The sequence below is a fragment of the Candidatus Sulfotelmatobacter sp. genome, from assembly GCA_036500765.1.
Lineage (GTDB): Bacteria > Acidobacteriota > Terriglobia > Terriglobales > Acidobacteriaceae > Sulfotelmatobacter.
This window is the reverse complement of the sequence record DASYBM010000016.1, coordinates 451619-467464: the sequence shown is the minus strand read 5'-3', so window position 1 is coordinate 467464 and position 15846 is coordinate 451619. Positions and strand designations below refer to the sequence as shown.

General features: G+C 59.2%; 14 protein-coding genes. 10 read left to right on the top strand and 4 right to left on the bottom strand.

What is annotated here, in order from left to right; genetic code table 11:
- Window positions 1–33 precede the first annotated feature (33 nt).
- The 3 genes from VGM18_19100 (at window position 34) to VGM18_19090 (ending at window position 4841) form a co-directional block, all read left to right on the top strand.
- On the top strand, window positions 34–1023 hold the full coding sequence (locus VGM18_19100) for an SH3 domain-containing protein (GenBank protein HEY3975122.1): 990 nt from the start codon (window positions 34–36) through the stop codon (window positions 1021–1023).
- A gap of 124 nt (window positions 1024–1147) precedes the next feature.
- Window positions 1148–2041 (top strand): undecaprenyl-diphosphate phosphatase, encoded by an 894-nt coding sequence (locus VGM18_19095; GenBank protein HEY3975121.1) that lies wholly within the window; start codon window positions 1148–1150, stop codon window positions 2039–2041.
- Window positions 2042–2405: 364 nt separating this feature from the next.
- The gene (locus tag VGM18_19090) at window positions 2406–4841 is read left to right on the top strand and encodes a DNA translocase FtsK (GenBank protein HEY3975120.1); all 2436 of its coding nucleotides are present in this window, start codon (window positions 2406–2408) and stop codon (window positions 4839–4841) included.
- 85 nt (window positions 4842–4926) lie between these two features.
- On the opposite strand, the gene VGM18_19085 is transcribed toward VGM18_19090, so the two are convergent.
- The 4 genes from VGM18_19085 to VGM18_19070 form a co-directional block, all read right to left on the bottom strand.
- Window positions 4927–5712 carry a zinc ribbon domain-containing protein gene (locus tag VGM18_19085; protein ID HEY3975119.1) on the bottom strand — a complete coding sequence of 262 codons (786 nt, stop codon included), beginning with the start codon at window positions 5710–5712 and terminating at the stop codon, window positions 4927–4929.
- A 248-nt stretch (window positions 5713–5960) separates the two neighbouring features.
- Entirely contained in the window at window positions 5961–6500 is a 540-nt protein-coding gene (locus tag VGM18_19080; protein HEY3975118.1) for an HD domain-containing protein, read from the bottom strand.
- A gap of 112 nt (window positions 6501–6612) precedes the next feature.
- Complete coding sequence (locus tag VGM18_19075) at window positions 6613–7026, bottom strand: PIN domain-containing protein (protein ID HEY3975117.1); 414 nt, start codon at window positions 7024–7026, stop codon at window positions 6613–6615.
- Complete coding sequence (locus tag VGM18_19070) at window positions 7017–7301, bottom strand: hypothetical protein (protein ID HEY3975116.1); 285 nt, start codon at window positions 7299–7301, stop codon at window positions 7017–7019. Before VGM18_19070 ends, VGM18_19075 begins: the two co-directional genes overlap by 10 nt.
- 377 nt (window positions 7302–7678) lie before the next feature.
- On the opposite strand from VGM18_19070, the gene VGM18_19065 reads away from it, so the two are divergent.
- The 7 genes from VGM18_19065 (at window position 7679) to ispG (ending at window position 15827) form a co-directional block, all read left to right on the top strand.
- Window positions 7679–8221, top strand: coding sequence for a helix-turn-helix transcriptional regulator (locus VGM18_19065; GenBank protein ID HEY3975115.1), 543 nt, complete (start codon window positions 7679–7681; stop codon window positions 8219–8221).
- A 279-nt stretch (window positions 8222–8500) separates the two neighbouring features.
- Complete coding sequence (locus VGM18_19060; GenBank protein ID HEY3975114.1) at window positions 8501–9574, top strand: trypsin-like peptidase domain-containing protein; 1074 nt, start codon at window positions 8501–8503, stop codon at window positions 9572–9574.
- A 68-nt stretch (window positions 9575–9642) separates the two neighbouring features.
- Window positions 9643–10488 (top strand): isoprenyl transferase, encoded by an 846-nt coding sequence (locus tag VGM18_19055; protein HEY3975113.1) that lies wholly within the window; start codon window positions 9643–9645, stop codon window positions 10486–10488.
- A gap of 100 nt (window positions 10489–10588) precedes the next feature.
- Window positions 10589–11485, top strand: coding sequence for a phosphatidate cytidylyltransferase (locus tag VGM18_19050; GenBank protein ID HEY3975112.1), 897 nt, complete (start codon window positions 10589–10591; stop codon window positions 11483–11485).
- A gap of 85 nt (window positions 11486–11570) precedes the next feature.
- The gene (locus VGM18_19045) at window positions 11571–12767 is read left to right on the top strand and encodes a 1-deoxy-D-xylulose-5-phosphate reductoisomerase (protein ID HEY3975111.1); all 1197 of its coding nucleotides are present in this window, start codon (window positions 11571–11573) and stop codon (window positions 12765–12767) included.
- Between the two features lie 39 nt (window positions 12768–12806).
- The gene (gene rseP, locus VGM18_19040) at window positions 12807–14135 is read left to right on the top strand and encodes an RIP metalloprotease RseP (GenBank protein HEY3975110.1); all 1329 of its coding nucleotides are present in this window, start codon (window positions 12807–12809) and stop codon (window positions 14133–14135) included.
- 438 nt (window positions 14136–14573) lie between these two features.
- On the top strand, window positions 14574–15827 hold the full coding sequence (gene ispG, locus VGM18_19035; GenBank protein ID HEY3975109.1) for a flavodoxin-dependent (E)-4-hydroxy-3-methylbut-2-enyl-diphosphate synthase: 1254 nt from the start codon (window positions 14574–14576) through the stop codon (window positions 15825–15827).
- The last annotated feature ends 19 nt before the right edge of the window (window positions 15828–15846 follow it).

Genomic DNA, 15846 nt, shown 5'->3' with positions numbered 1-15846 from the left:
TCACTGATTCCAATGCATAGGGGGGGAGGGGGGGTGCCCTACGTCGCGCTGCGATTCCGTTTTCGGGCATTGTTATCACTCAGCGCCTGTGTGCTGCTTTCCACTGGCCTCGCTTTCTCCCAGGCACAACGAGGCACCCTTGTTCATGAGGAAACCATCCGCGTCTCGCCCGCCGCCGACGCCGCCAAACTGGGCCAGGCCGCCCGCGGACACGAACTCATCATCATCGACACCAGCCGCGACTGGACTCACGTCGAAGCCATCCTCCGCGAGCCCAGGAAAGATGCCGACGAAGACGACCCCGAATCCGAAGGCAAAACCATCACCGGGTGGGTGCAAAGCAAGGCTCTCGTAAACTTGAGCACGCCGAACGGCGACAAGATTATCTTCGGCGAAGCCACAGATTCCGAAGATCAGGCCAGCCGCCGCCGCGGCCGTCGCGATGCCGCCCAGGACGCCATGCGGCTCTACTATCGCGTCTACGACCTGTTTCCCAATTCTCCACTCGCCGCCGAAGCCCTCTACCGGGCCGCCGATATCCGCTGGCAGATCGAGCGCTCCGACGTGCTCACGCGTCCCTCGGCCCGCGAGCGCGACGCCTACATGCGCGGCCAGATCGACGAACAGTGGATGAAGCTGGTCATGAAGAAATACTCCGGCACCAAGTGGGCCGACCAGGCCGCCTTCCATCTCCTCGAAAACAAACTCTGCGGCGATTGGCAGGGAGCCTCAAAGTGTCCCGAAAAAGAAGCCGAGATGTATGAGAAATACGCCAAAGAGCACGAGCAGTCGCCCTCCACGCCGGAAGCGCTGTACGACGCGGCTTGGCGCCAATCCGCTCTGATCGAAATCTACAAAACCGAAGCTAACCAGAAGAAATCGGAAGCGGCCAAGGCCCGCGCGCTGGAGATGGCGCAGAAGATCGCGAGCCAATACGCTCAAAGCGACTGGTCCCCGCGCGCCCAGACGCTGATCTTCTACGTCCAGCAAGGCATCCCAACCTACGGCAATGCCGGCGATTAACTAACAAGGCGACTAACTAACAATTTGTCATCCGACCGAAGCGAGCGAACGCAAGCGCAGCAACCGTTAACGCCGCCACAAACTTTTTCTGCGATACTGTTCCCTTACTTTTTTCGGAGGACGATTGAACGACTACCTGCTCTCCCTGATCCTCGGCATTGTCGAAGGCCTCACCGAATTTCTTCCCGTCAGTTCGACTGCGCATCTGCGTCTCTCCGAACTTCTGCTTCATATCAGCTTGTCGGATGGCTACTGGAAGATGTATTCCATCGTCATTCAACTGGGCGCGATCCTCTGTCTGCCCGTTTATTTCTGGAGCCGCATCACCAAGTTTCTGTCGACCTTCCCGCGCGGTGAAAACGGAAACAAGACCGCCCTGACTCACCCTCTCGGTCTCACCACCGTCGCATTCGTTGTCACGGCAATTCCATCTTTCTTACTGACCAAGGTGATCGGCAAGCATCTCGAAAACATTGCCATCATCGGCTGGTCGCTTCTGATCGGCGGGATCGTGATGTGGCTGATCGACGCCTTGAACGCCAAGTCCGAAGCCGCCGGTCCCGGCGCGGCCGGAAGCCGCATCCATACCTGGAAGATGGAAGACATGAGCCTGCCGCAGGCCATCTGGATCGGCTTCTGCCAGATCTTCTCTGCCGTCTTTCCCGGAACGTCGCGCTCCATGTCGACCATCGCAGCCGGGCAGGTCGCGGGCATGTCGCGCGCCTCGGCCCTCGAGTTTTCGTTCTTCGTTTCTATCCCGACGATGGCCGCCGCCACGCTCTACACGCTGCTCAAATCGCTCAGCGGCAAAGGCGAAAATCCCATCGGCGTATCGCAGATCGACGCCCACGGCTGGATCGTCCTCGCCATCGGCTTCGTGGTCTCATTCATCGTCGCCTATGCTTCGGTCGCATGGTTTATGGCCTACGTCCGCAAGCGCGGCTTCGCGCCTTTCGCCATCTATCGGATTATTGTCGGAGTGTTGGTACTGGTGTTCGCCGCGAGGCTTGCTGCATGAACCCCGCCCCTGATGTCATCCTGAGGCGCGGCGAAGCCGGGCCGAAGGACCGTACGTCAGCGAATCCCATCCATGCAGAACGGGAACCAAAACACCGCATGCAGTGTAGCGAACCCGTGCACGGCATTTCCGCTCACAGCACTCATAAGGCCCCTCCGAGAGCTATCGCTCTCGTCAGGGTGACATCGTTATCTGAACTATCTGAGAAAGACGCCAAGTGCTTCACCGCGGGCCGAGGGAAACTCACTCAACACTCCCATCTATTTCCCTGATTGTCGGAACCCCGGCTTCTTGGCATAATGTAAGGGCTCTGGCCGATTGCGCCATCGACGACCAACGTGTCTTCGGTGTGGAATCTGCCCACATGGATTACTTGGCAGGCATCTTTGTTCCCACCAGGAACCGGCGGCTCAATGAGCTGATCGGATTCCTGATGTGCGTCTCCGCGCTCCTCCTCTTTCTCGCGCTCGTTTCCTATTCTCCGCTCGATCCCTCGTGGAACAGCGCCTCGGTCCTGACCGGTTCCCATGCGGCGCGCAACTGGATCGGCGTGGTCGGCGCTTTCACCGCCGACATGCTGCTGCAATTTTTCGGCGTGGGCGCATTCCTGCTGGTAATTTTCCCGGCGATGTTGGGCACGCGCTGGTTCCGCTCCTTGCAAGTGCAGTCGCCGCTGGCGAAAAGCCTCGGCGGAATCTGGCTGGTGATGTTCGTCCCGGCGATGCTGGCCTTGCTGCCTGGTCAACTGCGCTGGCTGCACGTGATCCCAATCGAAGGCCTGCTCGGCCGCGTGATCGGCGACGTTCTGATTCACTACTTGAATCTCGTCGGCGCATATATTGTGTGCGCGACATTGCTGGCGGTGTCGCTATATCTTTCGACCGCGTTCTCGTTTTCCGCGATCCAGCTCTGGGCTCCGACGCGCTTCGCCTTCGTCACCGCGTTGTGGAATCGCTACAAAGATTGGCAGGGCGAGCGCGCCAAGAAACGCCAGCAGAAAGAATTGGAGCAGCGCCGCATCTCGAAGCCCGTGGTCAAGACACAACTGATCCAGACGCGTCCCATCACGCAGGCGTCCGCGCCGGAACCGCGGCGCACGGGAATCGAGCGCATGATCGAAGAAGAACGTGTAGGGACGGACGCATTCGTCCGTCCAGTCGAGCGCAGCTCGACCGCGGTGGGCGGAATTCTCGCCGAATCTCTGGCCACTAGTCCTTCGGCTGAATCCGCAGTCGATCCCGAAGTCGATCCCGAAGTAACCGAGCGCGGCGACAGCGGCAACAAAGCCAAAACTACCATGCCGCGCATCGCCGGCGGATACAAGTTGCCCTCGAGCAGCCTGTTGCAGCGGCCCGACGAGCAGCAGCAAGTCGACGCCGACGAACTCAAACTGCTGGCGCAAGTGCTCACGGAAAAATACGCCGAGTTCGAGATTCACGGCCAGATCACACAGATCAATCCAGGCCCGGTCGTCACCACGTTCGAATTCAAACCGGAAGCCGGCATCAAATACAGCCGCATCACTAATCTTTGCGACGATCTCTGCCTCGCGTTGAAAGCCGAGAGCATTTTGATCGAGCGCATGGCCGGAAAAAGCACGGTCGGCATTCAGGTGCCGAATCGCCAGCGCGAAATCATCTGGCTGCGCGAGAACATCGAGTCGCAGGAGTTCATGGGCTCGAAGTCGAAGATGACGATCGCCATGGGCAAAGACATCAATGGCCGCATCGTCACCGCCGATCTCGCCGGCATGCCGCACTTACTGATCGCCGGATCGACGGGCGCGGGCAAGAGCGTGGCCATCAACGCCATGATCATGTCGATCCTTTACAAGGCGACGCCCGACCAAGTGCGCCTGATCCTGGTCGATCCGAAGCGCCTCGAACTTGGCAACTACGAAGGCGTTCCGCATCTCTATACGCCCATCATCACCGAGCCGAAACTCGCGGCCAATGCGCTGCGCAACGCGGTGCGCGAAATGGAGCGCCGCCTGAAACTGCTCGCGGCCAAAGGCGTCCGCAACATCGACCAGTACAACCGGCTTTTCGATTCGAATGGCACGCCCAGCCTGTTCGCCGAAGAATCGGATGAGAAGCCTCTGCCATTCATCGTCATCATCATCGATGAGTTGGCCGACCTGATGATGCTCGACTCCAGCAACGTGGAAGAGTCGATCACGCGCCTGGCGCAGATGGCGCGCGCCGTCGGCATTCACCTGGTTCTGGCGACGCAACGGCCGAGCGTCGACGTCATTACGGGATTGATCAAAGCAAACTTCCCTGCCCGCGTTTCGTTCCGCGTAGCAACGAAAGTTGACTCGCGCACCATTCTCGACGCCAATGGCGCCGAAGCTTTGCTGGGCAAAGGCGATATGCTGTATTTGCCCTCCGGTTCGGCGCGCGTGCATCGCCTGCACGCACCGTTTGTTACGGAGAAAGAAATTGCCGCCGTCGTCGAGTTCTGGAAAGCGCAAGGCCTCGCCGAATATCAGCAGCAGTTCCTGGAAGCGCCCAAAGACAGCCGCGAACCAGCGATCGGCACGAATGATGGCGGTCCCACCGCCGACGGCGAGCCCGAAGACGATCCCATGTACGGTGATGCCGTGAAGCTGGTCGTGGAATTCGGCAAGGCCTCCACTTCCCTGCTCCAGCGGCGCCTGCGCATCGGCTACGGCCGCGCCGCGCACCTCATCGATCTCATGGAGCAGGACGGAATCGTGGGCGCCGCCGACGGTCCCAAGCCCCGCGAAGTGCTCAAGCGTCCCGACTGGATTTCAGAGATCGAAGAGACCACGCGTTAGAACTGCGGATTTTCAGGCAGCGCTGGCGACAACAGGTTCCTCACGGCCTTCGGACGTTCGGAATGACATCCCCAATTATTGCCTCTCACCAGCCCACCCAATCCACAAAGCGAGCTTTCCAGCGCAGCACCGACTCGGGCAGCCAGCTCTTGTAGCGCAGCAGCACGGTAGCATGAACGGCTTTGGCGGTTTTCGGCGCGGCCTTGTTGCTGAAAACGAGATAGTAAATTCCGGCTCCCGCCGGAACCTCCGCCTGCACGCTGCCCGCTATGACTTTTCCGCTTTCATAGAGGGAACCCGTAGCGTACCCGTTCTGCCAGACGGTGAAGGCAGAGTCGGTCAGAATATAGACTTCGATGTTGCTATCGACGTTGGCGTCTTTAGCTTGATTCCTGCGATGACTTGCATCCTGGCTATCGGCAGCGCTGGTGAACTGCCCGACGACGGCTACATTCATCGAGCCTTCGGGCAACGCGAATTTGTAGTAGCGAAAGGTATGGGCTCCCACAGAAAAAGCAGAATCGAGAATAATACGGTCCTGCTTCAATCCCACCAATTCCTGGAACTGTTGCGCGCCCGAACTGTCGCTGGTCACGGCCCACAAAACGACTCCGATCAGCAGCACCAGCAAGATCGAAACCAGCAGGCGCCTTTTGTTCTTCGGCTTCGCACCTGCCGCTGGTGGCGGCACTTCCAGGACGGTGGCACTGGTTTCTGAAAAATCGGCTGGACTGGCCGAAGAAGCCGCCGCTGACGCGACAGGCTTTCCGCATTTAAGACAGAACTGCGCCCCATCGGGCAGGGTCGCCCCACATTGGCTGCATCCCACGAGCACCGCAATGGACGGGGGAGTGGTGCTATTTGTCGGCATACTCACCGGCCTTCCGCACTCTCTCAGGCTATCTCACAAGCCCTGGGACAGAGGTGCGACCATCACGCAGACTTTGCGACGTACGTTCTGCAACGGGAGAGTGTGTCGTTCGAATGCAGAACGTCAGCAGATATTAGCACAGGTTTCAGGGAATTGAATGTCTGGGCTGCGGGCGGCAAAGCAGGACCCCGATCATGCTTGGAGTATCGCCAGTAACCACGCTGGCAAGAATCAGACGAGCACGAAGATCAACTGTTCTGCGGCTTGGCCGCGCTGCCATCGAGCCCGAGTTTGTCCGCGATCGGCTTCAGCGCCTCGATGCAGAAAGCAATGTGCTCATCCAGATCCACGCCCAGCGCGGCCGCGCCCTGAATAATGTCATCCCGGTTCACCTTGCGGGCGAATGCTTTATCTTTCATCCGCTTCCGCACCGACTTCGTGTCGACCTCGGCCAGCGACTTGCCGGGCTTGATCAACGCGACGGCCGTGATGAATCCCGCGAGTTCGTCGCAGGCGAACAGCGCCTTCTCCATCGGCGTGTCGCGCGTCACGCCGGTATATTCGGCATGCGACATGATGGCGCGGCGGATCTCGTCGGAGTATCCGCGCTCTTTCAGAATTTCGTTACCCTTATATGGATGATGTTCAAGGCTGGGCCAGCGCTCGTAATCGAAATCGTGAATCAGTCCGACGATCCCCCACAGATTTTCATCGTCAGGCGTGCCATTTCCCAGCTTGCGCGCACACGCGCGCATGCAAGCCTCCACGGCCAGCGCATGTTTGCGCAAACTTTCCGACTGGGTGAACTCAGTCAGTAGTTCCCAAGCTTCTTCTCTCGTTTTAATTTGATTTCTCCTTTTGGGCGGAATGGCTCAATGAGCGATATCACGTTTCTTGTATCTATAGCTGGACGACTGACAGGCCCGGTATTATACGGAAGTGCCGCGTATTGACGGTCAGGAGAGAGTAGCCCACTTCTAGTGCGGTAGCGCCGATCAGCAGATCGATGAATGGAACGATGACGCCTCGGCTCTGCTGCTCTCCGTCGAGTTTCCCTGCCAGCAACGCCGTCTCTCGAGTGTAGGGATAGACGGCGACATCGTTCACCAGTTCGCGGATGAAGGCATCACGGCGGTTGCGTGCTTCCGCTGTCTGAGCGCGGTAGATACCGTGTACAAGTTCCGTCAAACCTACCGCTGACAAAACGGCCCGCTGGTCGCCTGTGGCGGCAACGATTTGTTTAAGCATCGCGGTTACAGTGTCGCCGCGCCGTTCGGCGGCGATGACGACGCTGGAATCGAGGATCAGTCCCATGTGGGCGGGTTCAGCGGCTCACGATGGCTGTCGATGATGGCTTCCAGATCGCTGGCAAAGTCGCCGTCGAGCGTGACGGTTGAACCATGCGCTTCGGCCAGAGCAATAGACTCAGTGAGCAGCCGGCCCGGTTCCGGTTTGGCGGGACGCACCGATACCACGACCGGTTCGTGGCCATCAATCACAATCTCGGCGCCAGCGCGAACGCGCGCCAGCACATCCGCGAAGTTGCGGGCCGCCTCCTCTTCCGAGATATGGATCACATAGTCAGCCATGGCGGGATTATACCGTCATCTCCCGCTCGGCGGGTGTCCACTGAATCGAGATAGACCGCGTCCGCGAACCGAAGGCGGGGAGAGCAAGCGCGATGAAGAGACACCTCAAAAACGGGCCAATTTGCAATAGGAATCAGACTAGTAAACATCGCGCAGACTCACTGTTCACTTATGAGTTCCCTTGTTCCTTCCGGGTTTTGCCGACTGCATTTCGCTTCGCGTGCTTGACTGCTACAGTTTTTGTGCATTTTACCCTTGACATCCACAGGCCGAATGCCGCAGATTGAGCCTGCGAGTTAAGGAAGGCTCCCCCAAGTCATTCCTGATCTTGCAGTTAGGCTGTAAGGAGTTGCTAGCTCTGGCACTCCCACAACCCGATGGCTACGACTCTTGCCCCGGTAGATTCTAGGGAAGTCGTCCGATGCGATCATTGCCTGCTGGTCCAGTTCCGCACAACCAATAATAATTGCCGACGCTGCCACGCGTCACTGGACGAGGAACCGGAACCTGAACCCATCATGGTAGTGCCGCCGATCATGATGCCCGTGCCCGGCAATAACGGCCGCGGACATCTCAACCTGGCGACCTCCATCCGCTCCCTGCGCCTGCGCAACGGGCTCAGCCAGCGCCAACTTGCGGGACGAATGTCGGTGCCGCGCACCTACGTATCTAAAATTGAAAATGAGAAAGCCACGCCGACGCTGTCGTCCCTGGAACGGCTGGCGCGCGCCCTGGAGGTCACCGTGCCCGAACTGCTCAGCGGCGGCGAACGCAGCCGTCAGGAAGAAGTCAACGAACTGATGAAAGATCAGTTCATCGCAGAGTTGCTGCCCTTCGTCGCGCAACTGAACGGCATGCAGATGTCGAGCATCCTAACGCAGGTGCGAGATTTGACGATACGGCCAAGACGCACCGCGTAAGGTGGATGAGCGGCCCTGTGGAAGAGAGGCCGCTGTGGAAGAGCGGCCCTTTAGGGCCGCGTCAGGCGGCCAATGAAGGAACGGGCTTCGGCCCCTGAGCAATCCAACAAATTTTATCCGGGCAACCAGCCAACACGAACGCCGGGACCGATTTCTTGGTCCCGGCTTTTTTGTGGCTCGAGGTTTCGACGCTCATGTGGGGACAGCCGCCTCGGCAGTCCGGCGTGAGCGAAGCTCCGCCGCCTGAATCCAACCCAAATCGACCGACATCTATCCATCATGTCCCCGGAAGAAGTAAGCAATGAATTCTCGGCGCTGACTCCCGTGAGCCAGATCTCGCAGCCAGCGTGGGAAAAATCCAGCACCATCGCAACAGTCGCCGCCTCCGACGCTACCCTGCTCGACGCCTACTCGACAGCCGTAACCAGCGCCGTAGACCGCATGGCTCCGTCAGTCGTAAACATCGAAGTCCACCAGGCCCCCGCTCACACCCGCTCCGGCGAGCCCCGCGAACGCCGCGGCGGAGGCTCCGGATTCGTCTTCACTCCCGACGGCCTGATCCTCACCAACAGCCACGTCGTGCACGATGCGGTACGCATCGCCGTAACGCTTTCAGATGGTCGCCGCATGCCAGCCACGGTAATCGGCGACGACCCCGCCAGCGACCTGGCAGTAATCCGCCTCGACCAGCCACACTCCGGCGAGCCCGGCGTGATCGCGGCCGCGCTTGGCGATTCACAGCGCCTCCGCGTCGGCCAGATCGTGATTGCGATCGGCGCGCCCTACGGATTTCAGTCCACCGTAACGGCAGGCGTAGTGAGCGCCCTCGGACGCTCGCTGCGCTCGTACTCGGGACGCCTGATCGATGATGTGATCCAGACTGACGCCTCGCTCAACCCCGGCAACTCCGGCGGCCCGCTGGTCGATTCCGCCGGACGAGTCGTCGGCGTAAACACCGCGACCATTCTGCCTGCGCAGGGAATCTGTTTTGCCATCGGCATCAACACCGCGAAGTTCGTCGCCAGCCGTCTGCTGCGAGACGGCCGCATCCGCCGCAGCTACATCGGCGTCTCGGCGCAGACCGTGCCCGTGCATCGCCGCGTGGTGCGCTTCTACGATCTGCCGAAAGAAATGGGAGCGGTGGTCGTCGGCGTCGAAGACAACAGCCCCGCCAAGCGCGCCGGCCTGCGCGAAGGCGATATCATCGTGGCGTTGGAAGGCCAGCCAGTGGCTGGCGTGGACGACCTGCACCGCATGCTGACGGATGTGCACGTCGGCGTAAGCTGCTCGCTGACGGTTCTGCGCTGGACGGAGAAGCTGGAGTTGAAGGTAGTGCCGGAAGAGGCAAAGTAGGTAGTTGTGCAGGCTTATGTGGCGCGGACGTTATTGCATCCCCTTCCTCCCTGTGGTAGCCTCATATCGTGACCACTTTGCACGACAAAGTACCCACGGGCCTGGACCGCAAAGAAATCGAAGTTTACCGGCGACTCGATCCCGCACGGCTCCCGAAACATATCGCCATCATCATGGACGGCAACGGCCGCTGGGCCAAGCGCCGCCATATGCCGCGCGTTGCCGGACACCGCGCTGGAGTCGCCGCCGTCCGCTCCACGGTTGAGACCGCGGCGCGCATTCACATCTCTGCACTCACGCTCTACGCCTTCTCCGAAGAGAACTGGAAGAAGCGTCCCAAAAGCGAAGTCGGATTTCTCATGGGACTGCTCAGCCGCTATCTGAAGGCGGAAGTCCCCACGCTGAACGAGAACAACATCCGTCTCGAATACATTGGCCGCCAGCAGGAACTTCCCGCCGACGTGCAAGCGCGCATGGAATGGGCCCGCGAAGCCACGTCGCGGAACTGCGGCATGGTGCTCACGCTGGCTCTCAACTACAGCGCGCGCAGCGAACTGGTCGACGCCTTCCGCTCCATGCTGCACGCCGCCTCGAAAAATGGCGGCATCGAGCATCTGCACACTAATATTGATGAAGACATGGTCGCGCGCCATCTGTACACGCGCGATCTGCCCGATCCCGACCTGGTCGTGCGCACTTCGGGCGAGATGCGTTTGAGTAATTTCCTGCTATGGCAACTCGCTTATGCCGAGATTTACGTGACGCCCACGCTCTGGCCTGACTTCCGCGGCACGCACCTGCTCGAAGGCATCGCCGAATACCAAAAGCGCGAACGCCGCTACGGCGGGCTGAATCACCATGATTCGAATCATGCCGACGGGCACGCGCTGATCGAGTCCAGTACAAAATCTTAACCACAGAGAACACAGAGAGGCACAGAGGAAAAATGACGTCCTTTCTGTGCCTCTGCGCCCTCTGTGGTTAAATTCTCAGTTTCGTGCAAAGATACTTCCCTTGCTAACACGCATTGCGACTGCGCTCGTCCTCATTCCGATTGTGCTGGTGCTCATTTTGCGAGCGCCGGTGCCCATTCTGGCAATCGTCGCAGCCGTTGTGGCGATGCTCACGATTCATGAATTTCTGAAGCTCACGGAATCCTACGGCGTGAAGCCGCTGCGGCTGCCCACTTATATTTTCGTCGCGATGTTTTTTCTTCTGCTCGGCTTTCCCGTGGGGAATGAAAAGCCGCTGCTGTCCACGGCAATCTTTGTTTACTGCGTGGGATTCGGAGCGGCCATCGTGCCCTTTATTTTTCTGACGATCGCGATGCAACGCGAAGACTTGAGCAGCGGATATCCAGCAGCCGCAGCCTCGGCGTTCGCCTTCGTCTATATCGCCCTACCAATGGCGATGCTGGTGCAACTGCGCCAGCAGTGGGCAGGCGCGTTTTTTCTGCTGTATTTGTTGCTGGTGGTTTGGGCGGGAGACATCACCGCTTATTTCGTCGGCAAATCGATTGGCCGCCATTTGATGTCGCCGCGCGTCAGTCCCAAGAAAACGTGGGAAGGCGCCGCTGGGTCGCTCGCTGGCAGCCTCGCCGTGGGATGGTTGCTCTTTCACTATGCGCTCCCACTGAGTTCAGCACTGCTGCGCATCGGCCTGATCGAGCGCCGCGACGGCCTGTTCGGCCTGGAGCAGCCAGCGATGGCGCCAATCATTCTGCTGACGATCGTACTAAACATCGCCGCACAACTCGGCGATCTGGTCGAGTCGCTCATCAAGCGCGGCGCAGGCGTGAAAGATTCCGGAGCGATTCTGCCCGGCCACGGCGGCATGTTCGACCGCATCGACGCCCTGCTCTTCGCCGCCCCAGTGCTGTGGTTTTATACGGCCTGGCGCGTGATGCAGTAAGCTGCCACCCTCTTCAACAGCACACGCCCGAAAACGCGTAAAATAAGAAGGCTGTGTCGCTCTTCCCTAACCGCCTGAAATATTCATGAAACGCATCGCCATCCTGGGTTCCACCGGCTCCATCGGCCGCAGCACGCTGAGTGTCGCCGAGTCTTATCCCGACCGCTTTCAGATCGTAACGCTGGCCGCCGGATCCAATCTCGAAGCGGCATTCGAGCAGGCGCGGCGATGGCGACCGCGAGTAATCTCGCTCGCCGCTGAAAAAGATGCAGATGCTCTACGCACTCGCCTAAAAAAAGAAGGCCTCAGCGAGATCGAGGTCGCACACGGCGCAGCCGGCGCGGTCCGAGTCGCGACGCACGCGAATGTCGATTTCGTAGTCAGCGCCATCGTCGGTGTGGCAGGACTCGAAGCGACTTTCGAAGCGGTGCGCGCCGGAAAAGCTGTTGGTTTAGCGAATAAAGAATGCCTCGTCGCCGCCGGAGAGCTCATCACCGCTGAGGCCCGCAAACAAGGCAAGCCGCTGCTGCCCATCGACAGTGAGCATAACGCCGTGCATCAATGCCTGCGCGGCGGACGCATGGACGAGGTCGACAGGATCTGGCTCACCGCTTCCGGCGGACCATTCCTAAACACGCCGCATTCCGAGTTCGCATCGATCACCGTAGAGCAGGCGCTGAACCATCCCACCTGGAAGATGGGGCGGCGCATCACCGTCGATTCGGCGACATTGATGAACAAGGGCTTCGAGGTGATCGAGGCGTGCAGATTGTTTCACATGCCGCCGGCCAAAGTGGACGTCATTGTCCACCCGCAGTCGACAATTCATTCCCTGGTAGAGTTCGTGGATGGCAGCATACTTGCTCAAGTTTCAGTAACAGACATGCGGCTGCCGATCCTCTACGCCTTAACATATCCCGAACGGATTCAATCGGATATGCGCTTTAATCTGGGTGACTTGCGTCATCTGGACTTTTGCCCTCCGGACCTGAAAAAATTCCCTTGTTTGCGTTTAGCCTATGAAGCGGCGGAGGCGGGGGGCGCAAAAACCGTAGCCCTGAACGCAGCCGACGAAGTGGCGGTCGCGGCATTTCTGGAAGGCGCCATTGGCTTTAACGACATTCCCAGGATCATCGAAGATGTTCTGACGGCGACAATTTCAGTAAAACTGGCATCGGTTGTGAACGTTCTTGAAGCCGATGCCGAAGCCCGCCGATGTGCCAATCAGCGGATCGCAGATGTAAAGAAAAGTCAACGGCCCCGAGCAACATCTTTTGCGTGATTTCGGAATCTAACCAGTCGGTGAGGAAATTTCCTTTATATGTTTGAACTCTCGAATCTCTACTACCTGTACATCATCCCGGTTTTGGGCTTCATGATCCTGATTCACGAGTTTGGCCATTATGCCGTGGCCAAGTGGCTGGGAGTACGGGTGGAGCAGTTTGCCATCGGATTTGGCACGCGGCTGATCGGCTTTCGCAGGGGCGAGACCGACTATCGCATCAACGCCATTCCACTGGGCGGCTACGTCAAGATGAGCGGCGAAAACCCCATGGACCAGCGTTCCGACGATCCCCGCGAGTTCATGAATCACTCGCGCTGGCATCGCTTTCTGATCGCGATTGCCGGGCCGACCATGAACATTCTGCTGGCGATTGTCCTGCTCACCACCGTCTACATGGTGCACTATGAATATCCCGCCGTGTACGACGACGCGCCGGTGATCGGCTGGGTAGCCAAAGATACGCCCGCCGCCAAGGCCGGATTCCAGGTCGGCGACCGCATCACGCGCATTGACGATGTGCAGAATCCCACCTGGGAGCAGGTAGATCTGAAACAGGCGATGAACCCCGGACAGCCACTCGTGGTGGACGTGGAACGCAATGGCAAGTCTCTCGAAAAAACCGTGGTCCCGGAGCCGATGGGCCTTGACGAGATTGGATACGCGGGTTGGGCGCCGAAGGAAGACACCGTCACCATCACCGACCTGCAAGACGACATGCCGGCACAGAAGGCTGGCCTGAAGGAAGGCGACAAGATCATCGCGCTCGACGGCAAGCCCGTCTCCGCCTTGGCGGAGATGATCGAGAGCCTCGCCATCACCAAAGACAAGCCGATTACGCTGACCGTGCTGCGCAAAGGCGAGCAAAAATCTTTTACGCTGCAACCTGTGCTGTTGGAAAAACGTTATCGCATCGGCATTGGCACCGAGCAGATGAAGGTGAAGACGCTCCCCTTCGCGGCGGCTCTGAGCTTATCCTTCCACAAGAATGGCGAGAACGCGTTGCTGATTCTGGAACTGGTCAAAAAGATGGTGCACGGCAAGATGCTGCGCTCCATCGAAGGCCCGATCCGGATTGGCCAGGCCGCCGGCGAAGCCGCCCGCAGCAAGGGCTGGACCCCGCTCATGGGCTTGACCGCGGCCATCAGCCTGAATCTCGGCATCTTCAATCTGTTGCCCATTCCCATCCTGGATGGCGGCGTGATCCTGTTCCTGCTGATCGAAGGCCTGATGCGGCGCGACATCAGCATGCACATCAAGGAGCGCGTGTACCAGGCTGCTTTCGTCTTCCTGTTAGTGTTCGCGGCCATGGTCATCTATAACGACCTGCTAAAGACGATTCCAGGCTTGGCCGATCGACTGCCTTAGCGGCCGCCAACGCCCATCTCTGTGCAAAATCAGGCTCTAGTTCCCCGCGAGCTTTTGTGGTACAAACATCACAACTCTAAGCAGTCTGTTCATGCGGATTCGGGGGGCAGATGACGCCTGACGAAAGAGAACAGATGTTCATCCTCTGTCAGAGGCTCGCGGTCGAGGAAGACTTACGGGAATTTTCGAAATACGTGGTCCAGCTCAACGCCTTGCTGGATCTTAAATCCGATCGCATAAAGAACGCGCCTTCGTCGCCGTCGACGCGAGTTTAGGGCATCGGCGCAAGTTTAGGGAATTCTCCATTCTCGCTGGTTCAGCCGGCCGATGCTCCGCGCCTTGACCGCGGGGTTCCCATAGCGAACTCTTCGGCTGACCCGGCGAAGCCCCCGGATGCACACCGCAACCGGAAAAATCGGTTAAAATAGAAGTTCCCATATGGCAAATATTCAACGGAGAAAGACCGTTACGGCGCTGGTCGGAGGCGTGCGCGTTGGCTCGGATGCACCCATTGTAGTGCAGTCCATGACCAATACGGACACCGCCGATATTCCCGGCACGGTTCAGCAGGTTGCGGCTCTCGCGCGAGCCGGGTCGGAGCTGGTGCGAGTCACGGTGAATAACGACGAGGCAGCCGCGGCGGTGCCCCACATCGTTGAGCAACTCGATCAGCAGGGCGTCCGGGTGCCCATCATTGGCGACTTTCACTACAACGGGCACGTGCTGCTGACGAAGTACCCCGAGTGCGCGCGCGATCTGGCCAAGTATCGCATTAATCCCGGCAACGCCAGCATCGGCAAAACCGGCGACTCGAATTTTCGCACCATGATCGAAGTCGCGGTGAAGTATCAGAAGCCGGTGCGCATCGGCGTGAACTGGGGCTCGCTCGACCAGGCGCTGCTGACGCGCATGATGGACGAGAACTCGCGGTTGGCCGAACCGAAGGATGCACGCGAAGTGACCATGGAAGCAATGGTCGTGAGCGCACTGACGTCAGCGCAACTGGCGCAGCAGTTTGGCTTGCGCGCGGATCAGATTATTCTCAGCGCAAAGGTCAGCGGAGTCCAGGATCTGATTGACGTCTATCGCGCGCTGGCGGCACGGTGCGAATATCCGCTGCATTTGGGACTGACCGAAGCCGGCATGGGCGCGAAGGGTGTGGTCGCGTCGGCTGCCGCAATGGGTGTCGTGTTGCAGGAAGGGATCGGCGACACAATTCGCGTTTCGCTGACCCCTGCGCCGAATGGCGATCGCACGGAAGAAGTCCGCGTGGCGCAGCAGATTTTGCAGTCGATGGGTATCCGCAGCTTTACGCCGCAGGTCACGGCGTGCCCGGGTTGCGGACGCACCACCAGCACATTCTTCCAGGAAATGGCGGAGCAGATTCAGAGTTATCTGCGCGAGCAGATGCCATCGTGGAAAGGCCGCTACGTTGGCGTGGAAGAGATGAAGCTGGCGGTGATGGGCTGCGTGGTTAACGGCCCAGGGGAATCGAAGCACGCCAACATCGGGATTTCGCTGCCGGGAACGTTCGAAGAGCCGAAAGCGCCCGTCTATGTCGACGGGCGGCTATTCACCACGCTCAAGGGCGATCGCATCGTGCCCGAATTCATTGAGATTCTCGACGAGTACGTCGACTCGCATTACGCGGCGCGCGATGCCGTGAAGGAAGAAGTTTCCGCGAAGGTCTAGACTTTCTCACGTGCCCAAG